The organism is Anaerohalosphaera lusitana, assembly GCF_002007645.1.
GTDB classification, from domain to species: Bacteria; Planctomycetota; Phycisphaerae; order Sedimentisphaerales; family Anaerohalosphaeraceae; genus Anaerohalosphaera; species Anaerohalosphaera lusitana.
The window spans coordinates 2,032,071-2,053,545 of sequence record NZ_CP019791.1 but is presented as its reverse complement, the minus strand read 5'-3'; the positions used below and the strand labels follow the sequence as shown (position 1 = coordinate 2,053,545).

Here is a 21,475-nt window from a genome sequence, read left to right as displayed (position 1 = left end):
CCCGCCCCATTGCAGGACGAGCCTTGATCCGCATTAGCGTTAAGCTGATTAAAATTTGAACTTCATATCGAAGTACAGATCGCGGTAGTCTTTACCCGAACCGACGAAATCGCCCCAGATATAGGTCGTAGCAAACACCCAGTTCTTGGAAACCTGGTAGTTGAAATTAACCTTGTGTCCTTTACTGCCTGTCCTGCCGCCCCCGAAATTCGCATCCGTGAAAGCTGCGATCACAGCATCCGATTCAATCCTTCTGTAGTTATAGAAAACGTCCCACGTACCCGGCTTTGAACGCTTGCCAAGGCCCGTACCGAACAGGTATGCCGTATCCCCGCTTACAGTCGCGTCCGTGTTCTTCATATAATCAGCGAAGACGACCATCGGCACCCCGCCGGCATCCCAGCCAAGCTGGCCGAACATCTGAAATATGTCATAGTCCATATCGTAACGGTCATTGACCAGCGTATTGCCGAGCCGACTGCCCGTATAGCTCGATTCAAACGCCTGGAATCCCTTAGCATTGCCGTAATCAAAGTAGCCCAGACCCGCTGTCAGACTCGTATCCGCAAACAGTTCCCGCTTCATGCCCGCCTGTGCTGCCCACAAACTCGATTCCGCATCCTCAGGTCTTTCTTCGACGTAAAATACTCCCGCCGAACCAAACATTTCCGTATTATCGGCCAGCGTATTTTTCACTGTCAGCGCGGCACCTTCCGGATTGACATCCGTATCGAACATAAGATCACTGTTGCCCGGGAAATAATACGGATTCGGCATCTTACCGCCGTATATATTCACGCCTTCCAGTGCTGCCGGATGGTAATCCACATACGCCCTGTCCAGGAAAAAGTCCTTACTGGTAAAGCTGTTGTCAAATGACTGATTCGTCGAAGTCGGCGCATCCGATCCGCTCGCAAGCCTGAATCCGACATCAACTTCATCGTTCACCTTCGCATCGGCCCCGATCCTGAAACGCAGCCTCGTCCTGTCCCGATCCCTGTCTGCGACTTCGTCGTCGATATGCTCATGGCGGAACCTGAAGTCGCCCTTGAGCTTAATTCTCTCAAGCCATTCAGGTGTCCCATCCTTCTCACGCTCTGCAAGAGCCTTATCGACCATTTCATCGATCTCGCGCTGTCCGATCGCTGCGCCGTCCTGAACCGGCAGTTGCAGATCTTCCTGATCGGCTCGTTCAACATCATCCTGCCCCCCTTGAGACGATTTCAACTCCTTTTTCAGCGATTCGATCTCAGCCTGCTGGGTCTGGATCTGCTCCTGCTGAGCCTGCAGCAATGCCTCCAGCCTTGCCAGCCTGTCCTCAACGCTCTGCTCACCACGAGCGTATTCTCCGCAAAAAACAGCAATAACCACACACAAAAATAGCTTTCTCATCTGAACAGCCTCCGCAAAACACCATCAATTAGCAGATACACATAACCTTGAACTAGTCAACGCCGCATTATCCTTAAACACGCAACATTGTCAAACATTAAAGAAAAGCAGGTCTTGAGCGGATTGCTAATGCAAAAAAAGGATTTGAAAATATATGCATCGATGCGTAAACTTGTCACTCTCGTTACTGAAGTTTTGGAGATTATTATGAGTGATTACACACCAACAAGAGATGATGCATTAGCACTGTTTCAAAAGTACAACGAAAGCGAAAGTCTGACCAAGCATGCCCTGGCCGTCGAAGCCGTAATGCGTTACTTTGCTGACAAGTACGGCGAAGACGAAGAAAAATGGGGCGTCATCGGCCTGATCCACGACCTCGATTACGAAAAGTTCCCCGATCAGCATTGTGAAAAGACCGAAGAAATTCTCCGCGAAAACAACTGGCCTGAAGACTACATCCGCGCCGTACTGTCCCACGGCTGGCAGCAGTGCACCGACATCAAGCCCGAACACAAGATGGAAAAGGTGCTCTTCGCAACCGACGAACTCACCGGCCTTATCACCTCTACCGCACTCGTCCGCCCCTCCAGAAGCGTAATGGACATGAAAGCCAAGTCCGTAAAAAAGAAATTCAAGGACAAGTCCTTCGCCGCAAAGATCGACCGCGACATCATCAAACAAGGCGCAGAACTGCTCGACATGGAACTGAGCGAATTGATGACCGAAACCATCATGGGCATGAGAACCGCCGCGGAAGAACTCGACCTGGCAGGCCAGAACTGATCAATAAAAAAGAGGCTCCTTGAAACCGCATAGGAGCCTCTTTTATAAACTGCCTGGGCTGATTGAAACCTAAGCCGGCATCGCTACTTTTTACACGCACTTCTGCTCTTGCATCCCTTGTAAAAACCGCATTCAACACAGCTCATCAGCTTTTGAGCCTGGCTGCCCTGAACTTTTCCGCCGCAGAATGTGCCTGCAACATTCCAGCATTCATGTCCATGGTCCGGATACGCAGGACAAACGCCAAGTGAATCCACGTTTTTCCCGCCGGGAATTCTCCCGCAGTCTTTGTATTCCCAGCACGGCCTGTCAGAAGAGTCTGCTATCTCATGAAACACACTGTCTGACGCACGAAAGCTGAAAGAACCCGCCGCAGCTCGGCTGCTGTGAGCATCCTCGGAAATGTGATCCAGCCCCACCACATCCATCAATTCATTGACTATACCGTTCATCTGCCTTGCCTGGGCGTCCAGCTCTTCTGCAGCACTGGCACTTTCTTCGGCACTGGCTGCATTTTGCTGCGTCACCTTGTCCATCTGGCTGACAGCCGTATTGACCTGCTCTATGCCCTGCGACTGTTCACTCGTAGCAGCGGCGATTTCCGCGATAAGATCGCTTGTCTTATTGACGCCTGAAACGATCTCATCGAGTGCTCCGCCGACCTCCTTTGCGATTTCAACACCAACGCCGGTATTGTGCACCGACTGCTTGATCAGCTCCGATGTGTCCTTGGCCGCCTGTGCCGAACGCATCGCAAGGTTGCGAACCTCCTCAGCCACCACTGCAAATCCTTTTCCTGCCTCGCCTGCCCGCGCAGCTTCGACTGCTGCATTCAACGCAAGCAGGTTCGTCTGAAACGCTATCTCGTCGATCACCTTGATTATCTTTGCTGTATCATCAGATGACTTCTCGATCTCAGCGATCGCTTCATTCATCCGACCCATCGCTTCACTGCCCTTCTGAGCCGCACTTGTAGAATGATTTGCCAGCGTACTTGCCTGCTGAGCGCTGTCGGCGTTCTGACTTGTCATAGAGGACATTTCCTCCAGGCTCGAAGAGGTCTCTTCCAGCCCCGCTGCCTGTTCGGTTGCTCCCTCAGCAAGTGACTGGCTGCTCTGGGATACCTGCCCCGACGCCGAACGTATTTGTTCACTTGAGGCGGACAGTGCTCCCGATACACGGCTGATGACCTTGTATACCTTTGTCGTGACCAGCCACGTAATACCAGTGATCACCACTGCGGAGATGATTGCAAAGACCGTTGCTGTATACTTCAGCTTCGCGATCGAAGCAAAGAACTCTTTGTCCGTTGCAGTACCCGCTATGATCCAGCCTTTTTTATCATAAGTCTTAACCATAGCTATCTTCGCATCGCCCTGCCATTCGTACTTGACCACGCCGTTCTTCTTCTCGAGGATCTCTTTACCAAAATCCAGCTTGCCTATGTTCGTCTTCATGATGTGCTTCTTGCTGGGATGCACAAACGTCATACCATCGGACCTGCATATGAATACATAACCGGTCTCACCGATTTTAGTCCCTTTACCAAGCTTATCCGAAAGGTACTCGATCTCGATAGGTGTTCCTACCATTCCAATGCACTGACCTTCCTTCATTATAGGTGCGGTAACCAGCGAAACGGGCCTGCCCGATGCCGGCGATACAGCCACATCACCTGCATAAACCCGTCCGGCCTGCGCCTCTTTAACGTTCTGACTGTATACGTCAATCGCACTGATGTCTATACCGGTCGCGTTTCCCCCTACCGAATCCAGAAATATTTTTCCGTTCGCGTCGGCCAAAAACATCGCTTCATAAAACGGAACATTCTCAAAATATGACTCCAGCTTCTGTCTTGCCTCTTCAACTCTCTCTCCCTGACAAGCCATCGCCAGCGTCTTATCCTTGCTAAGAACTAACGCATCGCGCTCGCGGTCAGAAACCCAATCCTGCAATTGATCATGTGTCTTAGTGACAATCTGATCCAGATTAACTCTCACCTGGCTCTTTATACCCTTTGACGCTGAAATGTAAAAAGTGAAAGCCAGCAATGCTACCGATGCAACACAGACCGGAACTACCCAAATGATCAATTTGGTACGAAAGTTCATCTTACCCATAACATGTCCTTTTCCTCTATACTTTGCCAAATAAAAAAAAACGATTCAATGTGCATATCGGTAACAAACGAACATGGTAAAACCCGCCTTTGGCAAATATTCAATATTTTTCCCGAACTGACTACTATCTCAATAGGGTCTGTCAATTTTCGCCGTGATGGTCCGCACAGCATGTACAGGATTGCCCATATGCCCACAAAAGCACATATAATCAATTTCGGACGTAGAAAGGATTTGCCAAAAGTGACTCATTCTAATAAACTGCGAAAACTTGATTCATGCGCAAGAGGGATCTCGATCTATGATGCAAATTGAACACGAAAAACTGGCTTCGATGAGTCTTGGCGACCATCTGGAAGAACTCCGTATCCGGCTTATGCTGGCCATAGGCGGAGTCTTTGCAGGCATGATAATAGGAATGATTCTCGCTGGCCGTTTGATAAGTTTTCTCGTGGCCCAGTACCGCGGGATCATGGAAGAGGCTGGCAAAGAACCCAGCATGCAGTTTATCGAAATGGCTGATCCCATTATCGTCTATCTGAAGATCAGCCTCTTCATCGGCGTAGTCATCGCCGCCCCATGGATCATCTACCAGCTCTGGGCATTCGTCGCCAGCGGCCTCTACAACCACGAAAAAAAATTCATGAAGACGGTAACCCCCGCCTGCACCATCTTGTTTCTAACCGGCGCGGCATTTTTCTTCAAATTCGTTGGTCCGATGGCCATCAGGTTCTTCGTCAAACTCGATTACGGGTCCGATTTCCTAAGCTATAATCCCACCCTCAGATCATACATCAGCTTCCTGCTGACACTGACCATCGTTTTCGGCCTTGGCTTTCAACTGCCTATCGTGATCATATTTGCTAACAAAATAGGAATCGTCACCGTCGACATGCTCAAACAGGGCCGAAAATACGTTATAATGGGCCTGTTCATAGTCGCTGCAGTGATAACCCCCCCGGACGTCTTTTCACAGATCGCCCTTGCAGTACCGATGTTCTTTCTCTACGAAGCCAGCATAATATTCTGCCAGATCGCGGCCAAAAAGAAGGCCGAAAAAGAAGAAAGCGATTCGACCGATAATACAGAATAAGAGGTTTCGAAACGATTTAGAGGATGAATTTGGGGATTGCTGAGCCTAAACTTCGGGCCGCAGTAATTCTCCCCGGGGCCTAAAACCCATGCCAAAAAGTCCGATGGGCCTTCAACAGATCTCAGCTAGAATATCTCAGGTAAACTTGCAGGATATGAAACTTCAGGCATGCAAAAGATTTATTGCGTCAACGGGTGGGCTGTAAATGCGCACAAAACCACCGTCCACAATGGTTTGAACATCAAGCCAAGCGGACATGGCAATTTAGAGCAGTAGTTATATGCAGACTTGAACGGCTATTCGGTCTTCTTGGCTTCTTCAGTCTTTTCTTCAGAATCTACGACCGGCTCTTCCTCGTCCGCATCTTCGATGGCCTTGGTAATGTCATCATGGCCCTCTTTTACGCCCTTCTTGAACTCGGTGATGCTTTTACCCATACCCCGTGCGATCTCAGGAAGGCGACGGCCGAACAACAGTACGGCAATGACAAGAACGACGATCCACTCTATACCACCAGGAAGACCGAAAAATGCCTGCAAATGCGAAATGCTATCTAACATTTATACACCCTTTAATAACACAAATTGTCAAAACACTATTTTATTCCCCCTCAACGCTCAAGTCAATACCCAATACGCAACATAAGTATCTATGTTCTCGACACCATGCAACAATAAAACTCCCAAATCCGCCGCTTTATTAGCTGCCCTGCAGGAACATCACAGCAGATACACACGTATGACCCGCGCAATAACCACAAAATCAAATTGACTTGCCATATCCTTTTGACTAAACTACCTCTTTCAATTCCAAACATAATTCTAATGGACAAAGGTATGTCTGAAATCAAAGAAGAATGCGGCGTTTTCGGCATTTTTGACGATGCCGAGGCAGTTAAAAAAACATATTTCGGCTTACACAGTCTTCAACATCGCGGCCAGGAATCCGCAGGCATCGCCTCAAGCGACGGCGAATACATAAAATGCTACACCGGAATGGGCCAGGTCGGGCGAGTTTTCCGCCCCAGCAAAGGTTTCCTCGAGAAACTCGAAAACCCCACCGCGATCGGCCATTTAAGATATTCCACTACAGGCTCAAGCAATCCCCTGAATGCTCAGCCCTTCCTCAGCGAATACTCACAAGGCCAGATCGCCGTAGCCCACAACGGCAACCTCATCAACGCCAACCTCCTTCGCGACGAGTACGAAGCATACGGCCACATCTTCAAATCTTCAAACGATACCGAAGTAGTCGTCCACCTGCTCGCAAAGCCCACCCACGTCAGCAAACCCGACCCCCTCGCACACGTGCTAAACCATCTTCACGGCGCATTTTCGATACTTTTCCTCTTCCCCGACAGGATCGAAGCTGCCCGCGACCCGTTCGGCTTCAGACCGCTATGTCTCGGCAAAACCAAAGCCGGCAAATACTGCGTCGCCAGCGAAACCTGTGCCTTTGACGCCATCGAAGCCGAGTACATCCGAGACGTAGAGCCCGGCGAAATAGTCACCATCGACAAAACAGGCCTCAGCAGCAGGTTCTTCGTAGAACCCGGCACCGTCACACCCGGCCACTGCATCTTCGAACACGTTTATTTCGCAAAACAAAGCAGCCGCATATTCGGCGACAGCGTCCACGAATTCAGAAAACAATCCGGCCGCGTCCTCGCACAGGAACACCCCGTCGATGCCGACATCGTCACACCCGTACCCGACTCCGGAACGTCCGCCGCCGTAGGCTACGCAAGCGAGAGCGGCATCCCCTTCGACATGGGATTCGTACGAAGCCACTACGTCGGCAGAACCTTCCTCGCCCCCTCGCAGGAACTGCGCGACCTCGCTGTCAAAATGAAACTCGCAGTCGTCAAAGAAGCCGTCGCAGGCAAGCGCGTCGTCGTAGTCGACGATTCCGTCGTCCGCGGCACAACCACCAAGGGCAAGATCAACTCCCTGCGTGAAGCAGGCGCAAAAGAGATCCACATGCGTGTAGCATGCCCGCCCTTAGTGAGCCCCTGCTATTTCGGCGTCGACTTCCCGACCAAAGAAGAACTGATCGCCAACAACCGCACGCTCGAAGAGATCCGCGACTTCCTCAAGGTCGACAGCCTCGGCTACATCTCACTCGACGGCCTCCTCTCCTGTGCCTCCCTGCCGGGTGACCATTACTGCACTGCGTGCTGGAGCGGCGATTACAAAATGCCCGTCAACACCGCCTTCAACAAACTGTCGCTGGAACGCCACCAGATGCAGCTTTTCGACAATATCGACTGATAACCCAATTCAACCCCAAGCGAACCACAATATGAGCCAGGAAAAGAAATACATCAGCTACGCCGAATCCGGCGTCAACATCGACGCTAACGACCAGATGGTTGACCGTATCAGCTCCTCCGTGAAAAGCACCTTCGGCCCCCGCGTCATGGACCTCAAAAACGGCTTCGCCGGCCTGTTCAGCCTTGACAGCGACTCAAAGCTCTTCAAAAAGAACTACGATCACCCTGTCCTGGTTGCATGCACCGATGGCGTCGGCACGAAGATCCTGATCGCCCAGCAAATGAAAAAATTCGACACCGTCGGCATCGATCTCGTCGCAATGAGCGTAAACGACATGCTCGTACAGGGTGCCGACCCGCTGTTCTTCCTGGACTATCTCGCAGTCAACAAACTCGACCCCGAAAACGTCGCTGTCATGGTCGAAAGCATCGCCGAGGGCTGCCGCCAGGCCAACTGCTCGCTCATCGGCGGCGAAACCGCGGAAATGCCCGACATCTACGGCCAGGACGAATTCGACATGGCAGGCTTCGCGGTAGGCGTCGTCGAAAAGGACCGCATCATCACAGGCGAAAAAGTACGCCAAGGCGACATCATAATCGGCCTCGGTTCAAACGGCGTCCACAGCAACGGCTTCTCACTTGCACGAACCATCTGCTTCAAACAGCAAAAGTTGAATGTAACGGACAAGATCGACTCACTCAACGGCCGAGCCATCGGTGACGCCCTGCTCGATCCGACCAAAATCTACGTCCGCCCGGTCGTCAAACTCCTCGAGGATTTCGCAGACACCCGGCCCGTCCACGGCATGGCCCACATCACAGGCGGCGGCCTCGTGGGCAACATACCCCGCGTACTGCCCAGCGACTGCGATGCATCCATAGACAAAAACGCCTGGCAAGTCCCGCCGATTTTCGACTATCTCGCCCAGGCGGGCCCCGTCGAAGAATCCGAAATGTTCCGCGTCTTCAACATGGGCATCGGCTTCACACTGATCGTCGACCCGGCCCACGCAGACGCGGTCATGCAAAACCTCAGCGAATCCGGCGAAAACGTCTACCGCATAGGTGAAATAGTCGGCGGCAGCGGTAAAGTCATACTTAAATAAGCGAGCTGATGAACGATATTTTGGATAGCAAAGCCGGCAGCCCCGAACTCGACTGCCCGGATAGCTCATTGAATAATATCCCCGCCCTTGCATTCTCAATCGCCGCGTACGCATTCCTGAGCATCCTCCTCCTGGCCCCGTATTTCTGGAAATTCGGCCCGACACAACTGCTGATCCCCTTCTCACTCACCATCGCCGCAGCAGGTGCCTTCCTGTTTACCACCTCTTTCAGCTCCAGGTCGGCAAGTTTCCTCGCCGGCCTGCTCTACGCATTCTCCCCATACAGCCTGAGCCTACTCACCTTGCACCCCGCTGCAATGCTCATCTTCACCTGCGTACCGTGGATCCTCTGCCTGGGCTTCACAGCCGCCCTGCCCCAGAGAACGATCCGCCAGATAATCGCGATCTGCCTGCTGGCCCTTGTAACCTGGGCCTTTTTCGCATACACGGAATCCCTCTCATTCTACCCCGCACCCGTGCACCTCCACACCGGCCTGCAGCCGCTTCATGAACTAGTTTCCCTGCCTGTAAATTCCCCCACGCTGTTCTCGTTCAACCTGTACCACATCGGCTCAGTCATCGCCCTCTATGCGTTCTGCAGACACATACTCGATCTGCCCCCATTGCTGGTATCCGCCGCAACCGCAGGCCTTCTGCTCTCGATGTCCGACCCGATTCTGGCAATATCACCCGTCATCTGGCGTGCGATCCCGATCGCCGTCCTGTGCCTGCTGACAGCGACAGCCTTTGACACACTCACGGCCCAGGGCAAATCGTCGAAAAAGGAAAAATGGTTCACATTGCTCCTTCTGATCCCCATCGCTGTCACCACAGCCTCAAACGCAGCCACCCTGCTCCATACCCCTTACGCAATCCTTCGGCTGTCCGTCACGGCCTGCATCATTGCCCTGATCATCATAAGCACCTGGACCGGCCGACCCCAAAAGTCAATAGTCAAACCCATACTCTTCACTGCCTTAGCTGCCGACATGATCTGCCATGCGATGCACCTCACGGACCACTGGCTGTAAAACCCGGCACTACTTACCAGGCAGTTCCAAACCAAGCTCCTGCATAACCTTCTGCATATCCTCCCATACCCTGCGCCGGTTATCCTGCGAATAATTACGCAGTAGATATGATGGATGATAGGTCGGCATCAGCTTTACCGGGGGTTCTTCATCACTGAAAGTATACTCATGGAACCTTCCGCGAAGCTTGCCGATCCCTTGATTGGTACTAAGCAAAGTCCTCGCAGCATGGGCACCCAAAGCCACGATCACCTGCGGCCGAATGATATCCAACTGCTGCTGCAAATAACCCATACAGTCAACAATTTCGTCCGGCTTCGGATCGCGATTCTCAGGAGGCCTGCACTTGAGAATGTTGCAGATGAAAACATCGTCCCTGCTAAGCCCCATCGCTGCGATTATTTTCGTCAGCAGCTTGCCCGACCTGCCCACGAACGGCCTGCCCTGCTCATCCTCGTCAGCACCCGGAGCCTCACCAACGAAAACCAGCTCCGCATCCGGATTGCCCTCACCAATAACAGCATTCTTGCGTGTTTCGTTCAGCCCGCATTTACAGCACTGTCTGATCTGCTCGGCGATTTCTTCCAGCTTACCGGCCTTATCCACCAATTCCGGCTCTGCCTGTTCAAATGCCGCAGGCATGGGCAGATCACCTTTCAGCCCGAAATCACCCGTCAAAAAAGCATCCAGCGCGACATGCTGCTCCAATGCGCGTTTCAAATTCTCGGCACTCATTTACATCCTTGATTCTTAACCAAACTAAGGCAGCAACCCGCGAGCATAAACACCTTCTGCAACGTGCCCAACCGCAAGATCCATAGCCGCCTCTCTCATACTCAGGTTCTTTTCGCGGGAATAGTCATAAACTTCGTTGAACCGCTCACTCATTCTGTCACGCAGTCTACCCTCAACTTCCCGCAGCGTCCACTGATCTCTCTGCGTTTCCTGAGTATATTCAAGATAAGATACGAAAACACCGCCGGCATTGCACAATATGTCGGGGATGATCCTCACGCCCTTTTCTTTCAGCACTTCGTCAGCTTCCGGCGTAATAGGAGCATTCGCACCCTCGGCTATAATATCCGCAGCTATTTTGTCAACATTATCACTTCTGATCTGCGACTGGGCAGCAGCCGGTATCAGCACATCACAGGGGATCTCTAATATATCATCACGATCGACATCAGCGCATCCCTCAAATCCCTGAATAGAACCTGTTTCTTTAGCATACCCAACAAGCGATTGCACATCAATGCCTTTATCATTCACGATTCCGCCACCAATATCCGAGATCCCCACCACTTTGGCACCGAGCCTGCCTATCTCGGCCGCAGCGACCGATCCAACATTACCAAAGCCCTGCACTGCAACCCGCAGCCCCTCCAGATTCCTGCCTATCCGCTCACAAAGAGCTGCAACCGTATACACAACCCCCTTCCCAGTCGCTTCACGCCTGCCTACTATACCCCCGAGGATCACCGGCTTGCCCGTAACGAAACAACCCCTCGTGATAGAAACGCCCTGCGAGTATGATATGCAGTCACGTATATGCGCCATATCCATCTCGTTCGTACCCATGTCCGGAGCGGGCACATACCATTCAGGCCCGATATGATGACTCGCCCCCCGCGCGAACGCTCGCACCACCACTTCCTTATCAGTCTCACTGAGCTTTGACGGGTCCAGCCGTATCCCGCTTTTGCCCCCGCCGAATGGAACCCCGATCAGCGACGTCTTCCAGGTCATCTCCATCGCCAGACCGCACACATCGTCAAGTGTGACAGTCGGGGTCATTCTGATACCGCCCTTGGCAGGACCCAGAGCGTCATGGTGTCTGACGACGAAAACCTTGGCATTGATCAGTTTTCCGCAAGGCAGAATAGGATTGATATCAAGCTCGATCTTCTCTTTGGGCCCAAGCAGCCTTCTCTTTATCCCCGCCTCCAGACCCAACCGCTCGGCTGCCTTGTCAAAATTGTAGACAGAGGTGCTCAGCAAACTGTTTGCCGCCTGACTCATTCCGCATTCCTTTCGTTGGAACCACCAGAATATTTATCTGCTCTGAAAGCAGAAGCATAAACCGATTCTAGCGGCCAAAAATTCCGAAAGCAACTTCAAGACAAGCTCCATAAATAAATATGTAACAAAACAGTTGGAGCCATTACAAAGAAAAAGGCCCCTCCCCGAAGGGAAGAGCCTTTTGTGTTTCTAAGTTGAAAAATGCTTTTATACAACGCCCTGAGCGTTCATAGCATTCGCTACCTTCAGGAAGCCGGCAATGTTCGCACCAGCAACCAGGTTGCCGTTCATCTTGTATTCATCACTGGCTTCTACGCACTGGGTGTAGATAGACTTCATGATGATCTTGAGACGGTTGTCAACCTCTTCGAATGTCCAGTTGAGACGTGCTGCATTCTGAGACATCTCAAGAGCACTCGTAGCTACGCCGCCGGCGTTAGCTGCCTTTGCAGGACCGAACGAAATATTGTTGTCCAGGAAGATATCGACTGCTTCAGGCGTAGAAGGCATGTTTGCACCTTCACCGACAGCAATACAGTTGTTCTTGACCAGCGCCTCAGCAGCAGACTTATCCAGCTCATTCTGGGTAGCACAAGGAAGTGCAACGTCACAAGGAACGGTCCAGATACCCTGCCAGCCTTCAGTGTACTGTGCATTTGGATGCTCATCAACGTATTCGCTGATTCGGCCGCGTTCGACCTCTTTAATACGTCTGACAGTTTCCAGCTTAATACCGGATTCGTCAACGATGTACCCGCCGCTGTCAGAAAGTGCGACAACCTTTGCACCGAGCTCGTGAGCCTTCTTGGTAGCGTAGATCGCAACGTTACCCGAACCGGAAATAACAACTTTCTTCTCGTTCCAGTCGGTATTGCGAGCCTTGAGCATTTCTGTAACAAAGTAGATCAGGCCGTAACCAGTAGCTTCGGTACGAACCAGGGACCCGCCGTAGTCCAGACCCTTACCGGTCAGAACGCCTGTGAAGGTGTTGGTAAGCTTCTTGTACTGACCGAACATGTAACCGATCTCACGACCGCCGACACCGATGTCACCTGCCGGCACGTCAGTATCAGGACCAATATGACGGAAAAGTTCGCTCATGAAGCTCTGACAGAAACGCATGACTTCCATATCACTCTTGCCCTTTGGATCGAAGTCACTTCCGCCCTTACCGCCGCCGATCGGCGTGGTTGTAAGTGCATTCTTGAATATCTGTTCGAACCCGAGGAACTTGATGATACCGAGATATACCGAAGGATGGAAACGCAGCCCGCCCTTGTATGGGCCAATTGCACTGTTGAACTCAACGCGGAAGCCGCGGTTGACCTGCACATTACCCTTGTCGTCTACCCACGGAACGCGGAACATAACCTGGCGTTCAGGTTCGATCATCCGCTCAAGGACCTTCGCGCGGGCCAATTCGGGGTGTCTGGCTATAACCGGCTCAACCGATTCCGCCACTTCGCGTACCGCCTGATGGAATTCACTCTCGGCAGGATTGCGAGAAGTGGTGATTTCCATGATGCTTTCAGTAAATTGACTGGCCATTTGCTGCTCCTAAAAATAAATATTTCTTATGGTAACTTCCAAATTTCTTCTACACAAAACGGCATGAACAAGGTAAAAAGCATAGTAGAAAAGCATCAGATGCCGTGCCGCGACAAAAAAATAGCTGAATTTGTTCCTCCGCAGAACAACAGAACATATTAGCGGAGCAACAAACAAAATGGAAACAAATCAAGTTGATACTATCAATAAGGCTTTCTTATAATGCAAATTGACACAATAAGGATATTTTGTGACCTTGTTGAATTAAAGAACTTTTCGCGCACTGCGGAAAAACACGGATTAAGCCAGTCAGCCATTTCGCAACAATTGGCTCAACTGGAAATGGACCACAACTGCCAACTGATCAACCGCAAGACAAGGCCGCTCACACTTACTGAACAAGGACAATGCTTCTATCACGCCTGCCAGGACATCCTCGACAGGTACGACAAACTGGTCAGCGAGCTCAAAAACCTCTCCCGCAGTCACACCACCATCCGATTCGCTGCCATATTCAGCATCGGAATGCACACGCTCCAGCCGTACGTCAAAAGATTCATGGCCAGATTCCCTCAGATCAACCTGCGGATCGACTATATGGACGCCAAGCAGATATATGACGGCATCCTGCGAGGCGACCTGGACCTCGGCGCAGTCGCCGTCCCGATCGAAAGCCGCAGCCTGAACCTTGTACCATTCGTGGATGAACCGCTTGTTATGGTTTGCAGTCCGGATAACCCCCTGGCTAAAGAACCGGTAATAGATATCCATAAACTGCAGGGCAAGGACTTCATAGCATTCGAAAAGGGACTGCCCAGCCGCAAGTTCATAGACAACATCCTCGACCGCTATGATGTGATGCCTAAAACCGTCATGGAGTTCGACAATATCGAAACGATCAAGCGAGCCGTGGAGATCAACTCAGGTATTAGCATCCTGCCCGAAACAACGATAAATACAGAACTGCGTGAACAGAAACTTGCAACAATAGCATTCACGAACGAAAACTTTTTCCGCCCTACCGGCATAATCGTACGTAAGAATAGATCGACGACCAAAGCAATGAAATACCTACTGGAGCTTCTTGGAAACGGACAGGTACGAAATCATGCCAATAAAAGCCGTAATATTTGACCTCGACGGGACAATAACACAGCCTTGCCTGGATTTTGACCTCATCAGACAGGAAATGGGACTTGCCGAAGACGCAGGGCCGATCCTGGAATACCTGGAAAATATGCCGCCAGATGACCGCAAGCAGGCTGAAACCATCCTTGAACGGCACGAGGATCAGGCTGCGGTGGAATCTTGCCTGAACAATGGTGCCAAAGAAACGATTGAAGAGCTGTGCGACCGCGGCATTAAAGTGGGCATTCTGACGCGCAACAAACGCACCAACGCGATCGCGGTACGAGACAAGCATGGACTGCACTTTGATGCTGTGATTGCCCGCGAAGACGGCCCTGCAAAGCCGGATCCGCACGGGGTATTGGCATTGTGCAAAGAATTCGGCACATCCCCCCGTGAAACTATACTTGTGGGTGATTATCTGCACGATCTGCTCACTGCAAAAGCTGCTGATGTAACTGCGATACTAATCGAAACCCATAAAGATGCGGATAAGTTCTGGCTTGACCCCGAAAAACTGTACCGTTGCTGATTAGAGAGTATCCGTTATAATTTGTTAGTTTTTATGGAAAGGATGCTCTTATGAAACGCAAGAATCACAGTCCCGAACAGATTGTCAAGATGCTCCGCCAGGCGGATGCTGTAATCGGCTCCGGCGGTACGGTCCAGCAGGCCTGCCGTGAGCTGGGCATCAGCGAGGCGACCTACTACAACTGGCGCAAGCAATACGGCCGCATGAAGCTCGACCAGGTCAAGCAGCTCAAGGCCCTGCAAAAAGAGAACGCCCAGCTCAAAAAGCTCGTTGCCGACCAGGCACTGGACAACGCCATCCTCAAGGAGGCGCTTTCGGGAAATTACTGAGCCCGGCCCGGAGACGCAAGGCGGCCAGGCATCTTCAAAAGAGTCTGGCCGTATCCGAGCGTCGGGCATGCAAGGTGATAGGTCAGCCGCGAGCGAGCCAGCGGTATAAATCTCAGCAGCAGCCAACGAACACGGCACTGACCAGCAAGATAATCGAGCTGGCAAAGGAACACCAAAGCTACGGCTACAGGTTTATAACGGCCAAGCTTCGTCAGCATGGCTGGCGTGTGAATCACAAACGAGTTCAACGAATATGGCGAAAGGAAGCATTACAGGTGCCTCACAGACGCAAAGGACGAAAAACGAAAGGCAACAGCGACAACAGCTGCAGCGTGCAAAAAGCCGACTACAAGGATCATGTCTGGACGTATGATTTCGTCAGCGACCAGAGCGAGGACGGTCGCAGTCTGAAGTTTCTCACGGTGCTCGATGAGTTCACGCGTGAGTCGCTTACGATAGAAGTAGGCAGGTCGATCAAGTCGGGCGATGTGGTTGAAACGCTGGAATACCTGTTTGCGGTCCGAGGCGTGCCTGGATTTATACGCAGCGACAACGGGCCGGAATTTGTGGCTAGTGCGATCAAGAAGAAGCTCGGCAAAAAGAACGTCGAAACGCTTTATATCGAGAAGGGTCAGCCGTGGGAAAATGGCTTTATAGAATCGTTCAACGGCAAGTTCAGAGATGAGGTGCTCAATCGTGAGCTGTTTTATTCGGTTAAGGAAGCGAAAGTGATTGTCGAACAGTGGCGGATGGAATATAATAACCATCGACCGCACAGCGGGCTGGACTACGCAACCCCGGCCGAGTTCGCCGCCTCGTGTATTGCTTCCGCTTCGCCTACGGCTCAGCTACAGCAATACACGACAGATGAGAAGGACAACTCTCTAACAGTAGCTGGTACATAATTCGGGGGCAGGTCAGTTCCGTGAATACGCAGACTTGACCATCAGCTCGATTAATGAGATACTGGAAATCATAGATGGTATTGGCTCTACGGAAGGAAATTGACGTATGAATAGACATATCACGACTCTCGCGGTTCTGTTTACATGCATATTTGCCGCTTTTTCACCCGCAGAAACTAAGGAAAAAGGGGGTAAAAACGAGCAAAGTGCTATAAAAAATGAGCAAAAGCAGGACAAAACCAGCCAAAAAATTCCCACCACTGTGGATGGCATAATAGAGAAACTTCGAGACCGCACCAGCAAACTGGACACCTACAAGGCCAACATCAATTACCTGTTCATACAGGATCCCGAGCTTCTAGATTCCAGGCGTCTGCAAAAAGGAAAGTTGTATTACAAAAAGACAAAAGACGGATCAGGTCTTAAGATCGAGTTCAGCACAGTCAAGCAGGACGATGCACCTGAAGAAAAGAGAAAAGAAGAACTGTTTTTTGACGGCGTGTGGCTCACCCGCATAGATTACCGGAACGAAACAGTTAATTCCTATCAACAGGTCCCGGAGGACAAACCGGTAGATGCTTTCGATTTTGTGAGCCAGAATTTCCCGATGGTAGGATTTTCGCATGCCAAGGATTTGCGGAAGCAATTTGAAATCGAGCTGATCGATTCAGATACCAAGCCGACAGATTCGGATGATAAAAAGATGGAAGACACCATTCATCTGCGGATGAAGGTCAAAGAAGGTTCCGTATATGAAGAAGACTACAAGCTGATCGACTTCTGGGTCGACAAGAAACTGTTTTTGCCCAAACGCATACGATCAGTTTCAGTGGAAGACGACATATACGATATCACGCTTTTGGATGCAAAGGTGAATAAAAAAATAGAAAACAGCATCTTTAGCGTTGAACACCCCTCCAGTTTCAGTAAAAATAGGGAACCGTTAAAGCAAAACTAGATATCATGGAGGGCAAAATGGCAACTGGCCTGGTAATTTATCATTCAAGAAGCGGCAACACGAAGCAAATGGCTGAGATAATCTCAGAGGCCATGAACGAAGCTTCGCTGCCGACCAAATGCAAAAGCATCGAAGATGTTAAGCTTGACGAGCTAGTCAAGGCTGATGCGATCGTTGTTGGCTCACCGACTTATTATGGTCGTATGGCCGGCGCGGTGGCTAACCTGTTTGATGAATCGGTAAGCAAGCACGGCAAGCTCGACGGCAAAGTAGGTGCGGCATTCAGCAGTTCAGCTAATATCGGCGGAGGCAACGAAACGACTGTTTTGAATATAGTCAACACCCTGCTGGTCCACGGAATGGTGATCCAGGGAGACCCTCAGGGCGACCATTATGGTCCCGTGTCTATAGGCAAGCCGGACGACAGAGTGATCAACCAGTGCAAGAGACGCGGCAAAAGGATCGCTGAACTCACAATAAAGCTGTTTGGCTAGTAAGGTATCCAGCAGCTTTGCAGTATTTAATTTGACAAAACACCAGCCCGCTGGTAAACTTTCGAATCATACAAATAAAGAGTATTACTGTCTTATTTTTTGGAGAGGAAATTCCATGCAAGAATATGATCAGCTAAAGCAACTTGTTTCAGAAATCGAAGACGACGTAAACAAGGCAGAAGGCGGCAACAAAGCTGCAGGCACACGGGTTCGTAAGCAGATGCAGACAATCAAGCAGGCTGCACAGGAAGTACGTAACAGGGTTCTCGAGCTTCGCTCGACTGACTAAGTGTCTTAATTTAAAAAAAGACTTCAGCAGCCCGACAGCGTTCATTTAATACGGATTGCTTAAGAATCGCTGTCGATATTAGTACCGAAAGAGGATTTCGATGCCAGAGTTGTTATTTGATATTTCCGACATTGATCTTGACAACATTGAGTTTGGCCGTGAGCAGATCGCGGAAGTAAACCCACAATCCTATGAGATGGAACAGCTCGATGCCATTGTCTGGTATGACAAGGACAGCATGCGAGCGATAGGATATAAAGACATCACTGAAAATGAGTTCTGGGTTCGGGGTCATATACCGGGCCGGCCCATAATGCCGGGCGTTATTATGATCGAAGCGGCAGCTCAGCTCAGTAGTTTTTATATGAAAAGGATTCACGGGCTTGAGGGTTTTATAGGTTTTTCGGGCATCGATAAAACGAAGTTTCGCGGCACGGTAGTACCCGGCGACAGACTGTATATGCTCGGACATATTCACAAGGTCAGAAGCAGACAGTTCAGCGCCATGGTCCAAGGGGTCGTGAACGGGAAAATCGTCTTCGATACTGTTGTTTCAGGTATGAAGGTCTGAGAAATTGCTAGATGAGCTATTCGACGGCTGTTTGCAACTGGATACCAGTGAGCAGACAGCCGTTTTTTTTGATCAGCTCAAGGAGCTGCCCGCCTGCAAAGGGATCATCTGTTTTGCGAATGGGCAGGGCCAAGCTATCAAGCTGCAGATAGCCGGCGATATCAGACGGCAGGCAAGGGCGAAGCTGGTTTCTTCGGATGACGAAGAAGAGATCACGAAGACGCCTGACATTTCTCCAGTCACTGACAAGGTGTACTATACGTGCTGTTATAATGATTTTCGGGCGATGCTGTATTATTACCTCAGTGCCCGGACGATATTTCCGGACGAATACAGGAGCCTGGTCGCCCTTCCGAAGCAAACTTATGCGAGCGTGGGTCTGGATTTTATCTGGCCCTATTTTGCCACCTCCACCTCGCCGATCGCTCAGGATAAGCAGAAAGTGTTTGGGCCCTTTCCGTCTCGCCGGGCAGCGAACGATTTTGTGCAGATACTCAACGAGGTTTTCTGCCTTTGCCGACGGCCTGACCTGATACGGGAAGGCAGTCATAAAACGTGTCCTTATCTGCAGATGCATACGTGCCCCGCTCCATGCGATGGGCGAATATCGGCTGATGATTACCGTGAGTCGGTTGATAAGGCGATACGGACGGCCTCAGGTGGTTTAGACGGGGTTGTGAAGGAGTTCGAGTCGCTGATGCGGGAGCAATCCAAGCGACTGGAATTCGAGCAGGCTGCCGATTGCAAGAAGAAGCTGGGGAAGCTGGAGCAGCTTAAGAAGGCTGATTATCAGTGGGTGAATGATACGGAAAAGCTGGCTGTGCTGCATGTCGACAGGTCCGCGAGAGTCGCGGTAGAGGGGAGCAAGAAGAAGGTACAGACGTACAGTGCTTTTCTTGTTCGGCTGGACAGGACGGTGGAGTTTTCGGACTTCCTGCTGAGTGACGAGTTGGGGGAACTGGAGAATCTGGAAGCCGAAGTTTCAAAGCAGACTCCGGTAGAGGACAGCCGACAGGCAAACGAGCGGATCGGCATACTTTCGTATTTTCTTTTTAGAAGCAAGAAAAAGGGGCTGTGGCTGGACTGCTCGCGAGGTATTCCTGATGTGGGGATAATCAAGGCGACAATCGAAAGTGAGTTGGCGGAGGCTGATTAGGGGCTTGGAGCGTGTGAGGCTCGTAGATGTGGTTGTCGCGGTCGGAGGGGCGTTTGAAGTTGTTGATGTTGTGGTTTTCGGCCGGCAACTGCCAGTTGTCGTAGTAGTAGATACGTGTGTTCGCTGGCGTTTTGTGGTCGGGATTGCGGACACGCTGGCCGAGCGCGTCGTAATCAAACGCCCAAAACTAACGCGAGTATCTGGCATTCATATATTTAGTTTTCTTCTTCCAATCCCAAATCCGTAAGAGTGTTATCATCTAGTTCATCAAAACGTCGCGTGAGCACCACACAGGTATCTTGAATTAGAGTGAGTGTACGGTGATCAGGATCGTAAAGCAATTTGCCTTTCTCAACAGTCTTTCCGTTTTCTGTCATCTCATATAAAATAGTATCATTACTACTTTCAAATTTTGCAATGATCTGACACCCAATAGCAGGCGGACCACCCACGATAGCTCCGACACCATCGGCTCCGAGATAGACAGCTACACCTTCAAATAGAGCAGAACCCTCCATTACAGCGTCTTCGCTGGCCCAAACCCCAACAAGGTGGGCAGGAAGTCTATCATTTGGTTGAACAGTATCTCGTGAATCGTTGCAACCAAATAGCGTTAAACAAAATATGGGCAACATAAGTATGATATCAAATTTTAATTTAAACATGTCTTTGCCTTTGATAAATCTTCATTCATTCCGGGTTGTATTCCAGGAGGATTATAATCATGCCCGCACTTTTTAAGTGCCTGACACCAAGCCGAATTGGAATTAAAGCCAGTTAGTTTGTACTTATAGCATTTTGAAAAAAACTTTTTCATTACTTTTGCTACGAACGATTCTTTTGAACACAGTGTGTGCAGTCAGCTTTTTAAACAGTTCCCGGTAGGTGATGCCAGACCAGCTTTCAATTACAAGAAAAGCAATGAATGCAGATACTGCGGCCAAAGCACCGCCGCCAAACAAGATGCCAGAAGGGCTGATCACCAACGTTCTTACAAGCGTTTCGTAGGTCAAAGACTGTATTAATTGACCATCTTCCGTAAATACGCGGAGTGTCTCAGGCTGAGTGCTTGTCTCGAACGTATGGCCAAAGAAAATACAGCCTAGAATAAAACCAGCCACTGCGCCTTTGATTATGAATCTGGTTTGGGGAGTCATCTACTTCCAATGTTTACTTCTCGTGTCAGAGGGAGCAAGCAAACGCCACACCCAATTAAGCGATTTCAAACAGGGGATGTTCAGTATATACAGTTGTGGGCGTGTGTACAAGTACGGATTTGCGGTTTACGGCTAATTCTGAGTGATGTCATCGGAACTGAGCTGGCTATGATTTGCGCATAGAAAAACCCGCCTTACGCTGCCGTAAAGCGGGTTAGTAGATAGTCCCAAGGGGATTCGAACCCCTGTTGCCGGGTTGAAAACCCGGTGTCCTAGACCTGACTAGACGATGGGACCACTTTCATGGTGCTATTCCATGCTGATCGCCTCTACGGGGCAATCATCCACGCAAACACCACAGTCTACACATGCGTCAGCGTCGATTACTGCAACGCCGCCGTCCATGCTGATTGCTTCGCTGGGGCAAGAATCAAGGCAAGCACCACAGCCTGTACACTTATCTGCATCTACCTTAGCTGGCATAAAATCCCCTTTCAAAAAGATCATCGTTCAACTGAGGCCGAGAGAATACATAATTTCAGCAGGCTTTACAACACTTTTTTCAAAAAATTTTGCCACATATTAACGG

At 50.5% G+C, this 21,475-nt stretch carries 21 protein-coding genes, 1 tRNA gene and 1 pseudogene; 13 read left to right on the top strand and 10 right to left on the bottom strand.

Going from position 1 to position 21,475, the window contains the following annotated elements:
- Positions 1-48: 48 nt before the first annotated feature.
- Entirely contained in the window at positions 49-1,392 is a 1,344-nt protein-coding gene (locus tag STSP2_RS08415; RefSeq protein ID WP_146661709.1) for a putative porin, read from the bottom strand.
- A gap of 207 nt (positions 1,393-1,599) precedes the next feature.
- Here STSP2_RS08415 and STSP2_RS08410 point away from each other — a divergent pair, with 207 nt between their 5' ends.
- Positions 1,600-2,178 carry an HD domain-containing protein gene (locus STSP2_RS08410; protein WP_146661707.1) on the top strand — a complete coding sequence of 193 codons (579 nt, stop codon included), beginning with the start codon at positions 1,600-1,602 and terminating at the stop codon, positions 2,176-2,178.
- An 83-nt stretch (positions 2,179-2,261) separates the two neighbouring features.
- Here STSP2_RS08410 and STSP2_RS08405 read toward each other — a convergent pair whose 3' ends face one another.
- On the bottom strand, positions 2,262-4,178 hold the full coding sequence (locus STSP2_RS08405) for a methyl-accepting chemotaxis protein (RefSeq protein WP_169853086.1): 1,917 nt from the start codon (positions 4,176-4,178) through the stop codon (positions 2,262-2,264).
- 421 nt (positions 4,179-4,599) lie between these two features.
- On the opposite strand from STSP2_RS08405, the gene tatC reads away from it, so the two are divergent.
- Positions 4,600-5,391, top strand: coding sequence for a twin-arginine translocase subunit TatC (tatC, locus tag STSP2_RS08400; RefSeq protein ID WP_146661703.1), 792 nt, complete (start codon positions 4,600-4,602; stop codon positions 5,389-5,391).
- Positions 5,392-5,687: 296 nt separating this feature from the next.
- Here the strand turns inward: tatC and STSP2_RS08395 are convergent, their stop codons facing one another.
- Complete coding sequence (locus tag STSP2_RS08395; RefSeq protein ID WP_146661701.1) at positions 5,688-5,951, bottom strand: Sec-independent protein translocase subunit TatA/TatB; 264 nt, start codon at positions 5,949-5,951, stop codon at positions 5,688-5,690.
- Positions 5,952-6,227: 276 nt separating this feature from the next.
- Here STSP2_RS08395 and purF point away from each other — a divergent pair, with 276 nt between their 5' ends.
- Genes purF through STSP2_RS08380 form a run of 3 tightly spaced genes read left to right on the top strand, consistent with a single transcriptional unit; the run spans position 6,228 to position 9,800 of the window.
- Positions 6,228-7,661, top strand: a complete 1,434-nt coding sequence (gene purF, locus STSP2_RS08390; RefSeq protein ID WP_146661698.1) for an amidophosphoribosyltransferase — start codon at positions 6,228-6,230, stop codon at positions 7,659-7,661.
- 31 nt (positions 7,662-7,692) lie between these two features.
- Complete coding sequence (purM, locus tag STSP2_RS08385) at positions 7,693-8,769, top strand: phosphoribosylformylglycinamidine cyclo-ligase (protein WP_146661696.1); 1,077 nt, start codon at positions 7,693-7,695, stop codon at positions 8,767-8,769.
- A gap of 8 nt (positions 8,770-8,777) precedes the next feature.
- On the top strand, positions 8,778-9,800 hold the full coding sequence (locus tag STSP2_RS08380) for a hypothetical protein (protein ID WP_146661694.1): 1,023 nt from the start codon (positions 8,778-8,780) through the stop codon (positions 9,798-9,800).
- A gap of 9 nt (positions 9,801-9,809) precedes the next feature.
- Here the strand turns inward: STSP2_RS08380 and STSP2_RS08375 are convergent, their stop codons facing one another.
- From STSP2_RS08375 to gdhA, 3 genes are all read right to left on the bottom strand, one after another.
- Complete coding sequence (locus tag STSP2_RS08375) at positions 9,810-10,535, bottom strand: uracil-DNA glycosylase (protein WP_146661693.1); 726 nt, start codon at positions 10,533-10,535, stop codon at positions 9,810-9,812.
- Between the two features lie 24 nt (positions 10,536-10,559).
- Positions 10,560-11,819: a Glu/Leu/Phe/Val family dehydrogenase gene (locus tag STSP2_RS08370; RefSeq protein WP_146661690.1), complete on the bottom strand. Its 1,260-nt coding sequence runs from the start codon at positions 11,817-11,819 to the stop codon at positions 10,560-10,562.
- Between the two features lie 207 nt (positions 11,820-12,026).
- Positions 12,027-13,367 (bottom strand): NADP-specific glutamate dehydrogenase, encoded by a 1,341-nt coding sequence (gdhA, locus tag STSP2_RS08365; protein WP_146661682.1) that lies wholly within the window; start codon positions 13,365-13,367, stop codon positions 12,027-12,029.
- Positions 13,368-13,589: 222 nt separating this feature from the next.
- On the opposite strand from gdhA, the gene STSP2_RS08360 reads away from it, so the two are divergent.
- From STSP2_RS08360 to STSP2_RS08325, 8 genes and pseudogenes are all read left to right on the top strand, one after another.
- Positions 13,590-14,501: a LysR family transcriptional regulator gene (locus STSP2_RS08360; RefSeq protein ID WP_146661675.1), complete on the top strand. Its 912-nt coding sequence runs from the start codon at positions 13,590-13,592 to the stop codon at positions 14,499-14,501.
- Positions 14,476-15,027 (top strand): HAD family hydrolase, encoded by a 552-nt coding sequence (locus tag STSP2_RS08355; RefSeq protein WP_146661667.1) that lies wholly within the window; start codon positions 14,476-14,478, stop codon positions 15,025-15,027. Before STSP2_RS08360 ends, STSP2_RS08355 begins: the two co-directional genes overlap by 26 nt.
- Before the next feature lie 50 nt (positions 15,028-15,077).
- Positions 15,078-16,159: pseudogene (locus tag STSP2_RS08350) on the top strand (IS3 family transposase); the annotation flags it as partial.
- A 208-nt stretch (positions 16,160-16,367) separates the two neighbouring features.
- Positions 16,368-17,219 carry a LolA family protein gene (locus STSP2_RS08345; RefSeq protein ID WP_146661660.1) on the top strand — a complete coding sequence of 284 codons (852 nt, stop codon included), beginning with the start codon at positions 16,368-16,370 and terminating at the stop codon, positions 17,217-17,219.
- Positions 17,220-17,236: 17 nt separating this feature from the next.
- Positions 17,237-17,713, top strand: coding sequence for a flavodoxin family protein (locus STSP2_RS08340; RefSeq protein WP_169853085.1), 477 nt, complete (start codon positions 17,237-17,239; stop codon positions 17,711-17,713).
- Positions 17,714-17,828: 115 nt separating this feature from the next.
- Positions 17,829-18,002 carry a histone H1 gene (locus tag STSP2_RS08335; RefSeq protein WP_146661654.1) on the top strand — a complete coding sequence of 58 codons (174 nt, stop codon included), beginning with the start codon at positions 17,829-17,831 and terminating at the stop codon, positions 18,000-18,002.
- Positions 18,003-18,102: 100 nt separating this feature from the next.
- Entirely contained in the window at positions 18,103-18,573 is a 471-nt protein-coding gene (locus STSP2_RS08330) for a 3-hydroxyacyl-ACP dehydratase FabZ family protein (RefSeq protein WP_146661652.1), read from the top strand.
- Between the two features lie 4 nt (positions 18,574-18,577).
- Entirely contained in the window at positions 18,578-19,729 is a 1,152-nt protein-coding gene (locus STSP2_RS08325; RefSeq protein ID WP_146661650.1) for a hypothetical protein, read from the top strand.
- 215 nt (positions 19,730-19,944) lie between these two features.
- Here the strand turns inward: STSP2_RS08325 and STSP2_RS08320 are convergent, their stop codons facing one another.
- The 4 genes from STSP2_RS08320 to STSP2_RS08305 all read right to left on the bottom strand — a co-directional run bounded on the left by STSP2_RS08320 (position 19,945) and on the right by STSP2_RS08305 (position 21,369).
- Positions 19,945-20,394, bottom strand: a complete 450-nt coding sequence (locus STSP2_RS08320) for a hypothetical protein (protein ID WP_146661648.1) — start codon at positions 20,392-20,394, stop codon at positions 19,945-19,947.
- 123 nt (positions 20,395-20,517) lie between these two features.
- Positions 20,518-20,850 carry a hypothetical protein gene (locus STSP2_RS08315; protein ID WP_146661647.1) on the bottom strand — a complete coding sequence of 111 codons (333 nt, stop codon included), beginning with the start codon at positions 20,848-20,850 and terminating at the stop codon, positions 20,518-20,520.
- Between the two features lie 258 nt (positions 20,851-21,108).
- Positions 21,109-21,183: transfer RNA gene (locus STSP2_RS08310), tRNA-Glu, on the bottom strand.
- Positions 21,184-21,195: 12 nt separating this feature from the next.
- Positions 21,196-21,369: an indolepyruvate ferredoxin oxidoreductase subunit alpha gene (locus STSP2_RS08305; RefSeq protein ID WP_146661645.1), complete on the bottom strand. Its 174-nt coding sequence runs from the start codon at positions 21,367-21,369 to the stop codon at positions 21,196-21,198.
- Positions 21,370-21,475 lie beyond the last annotated feature (106 nt).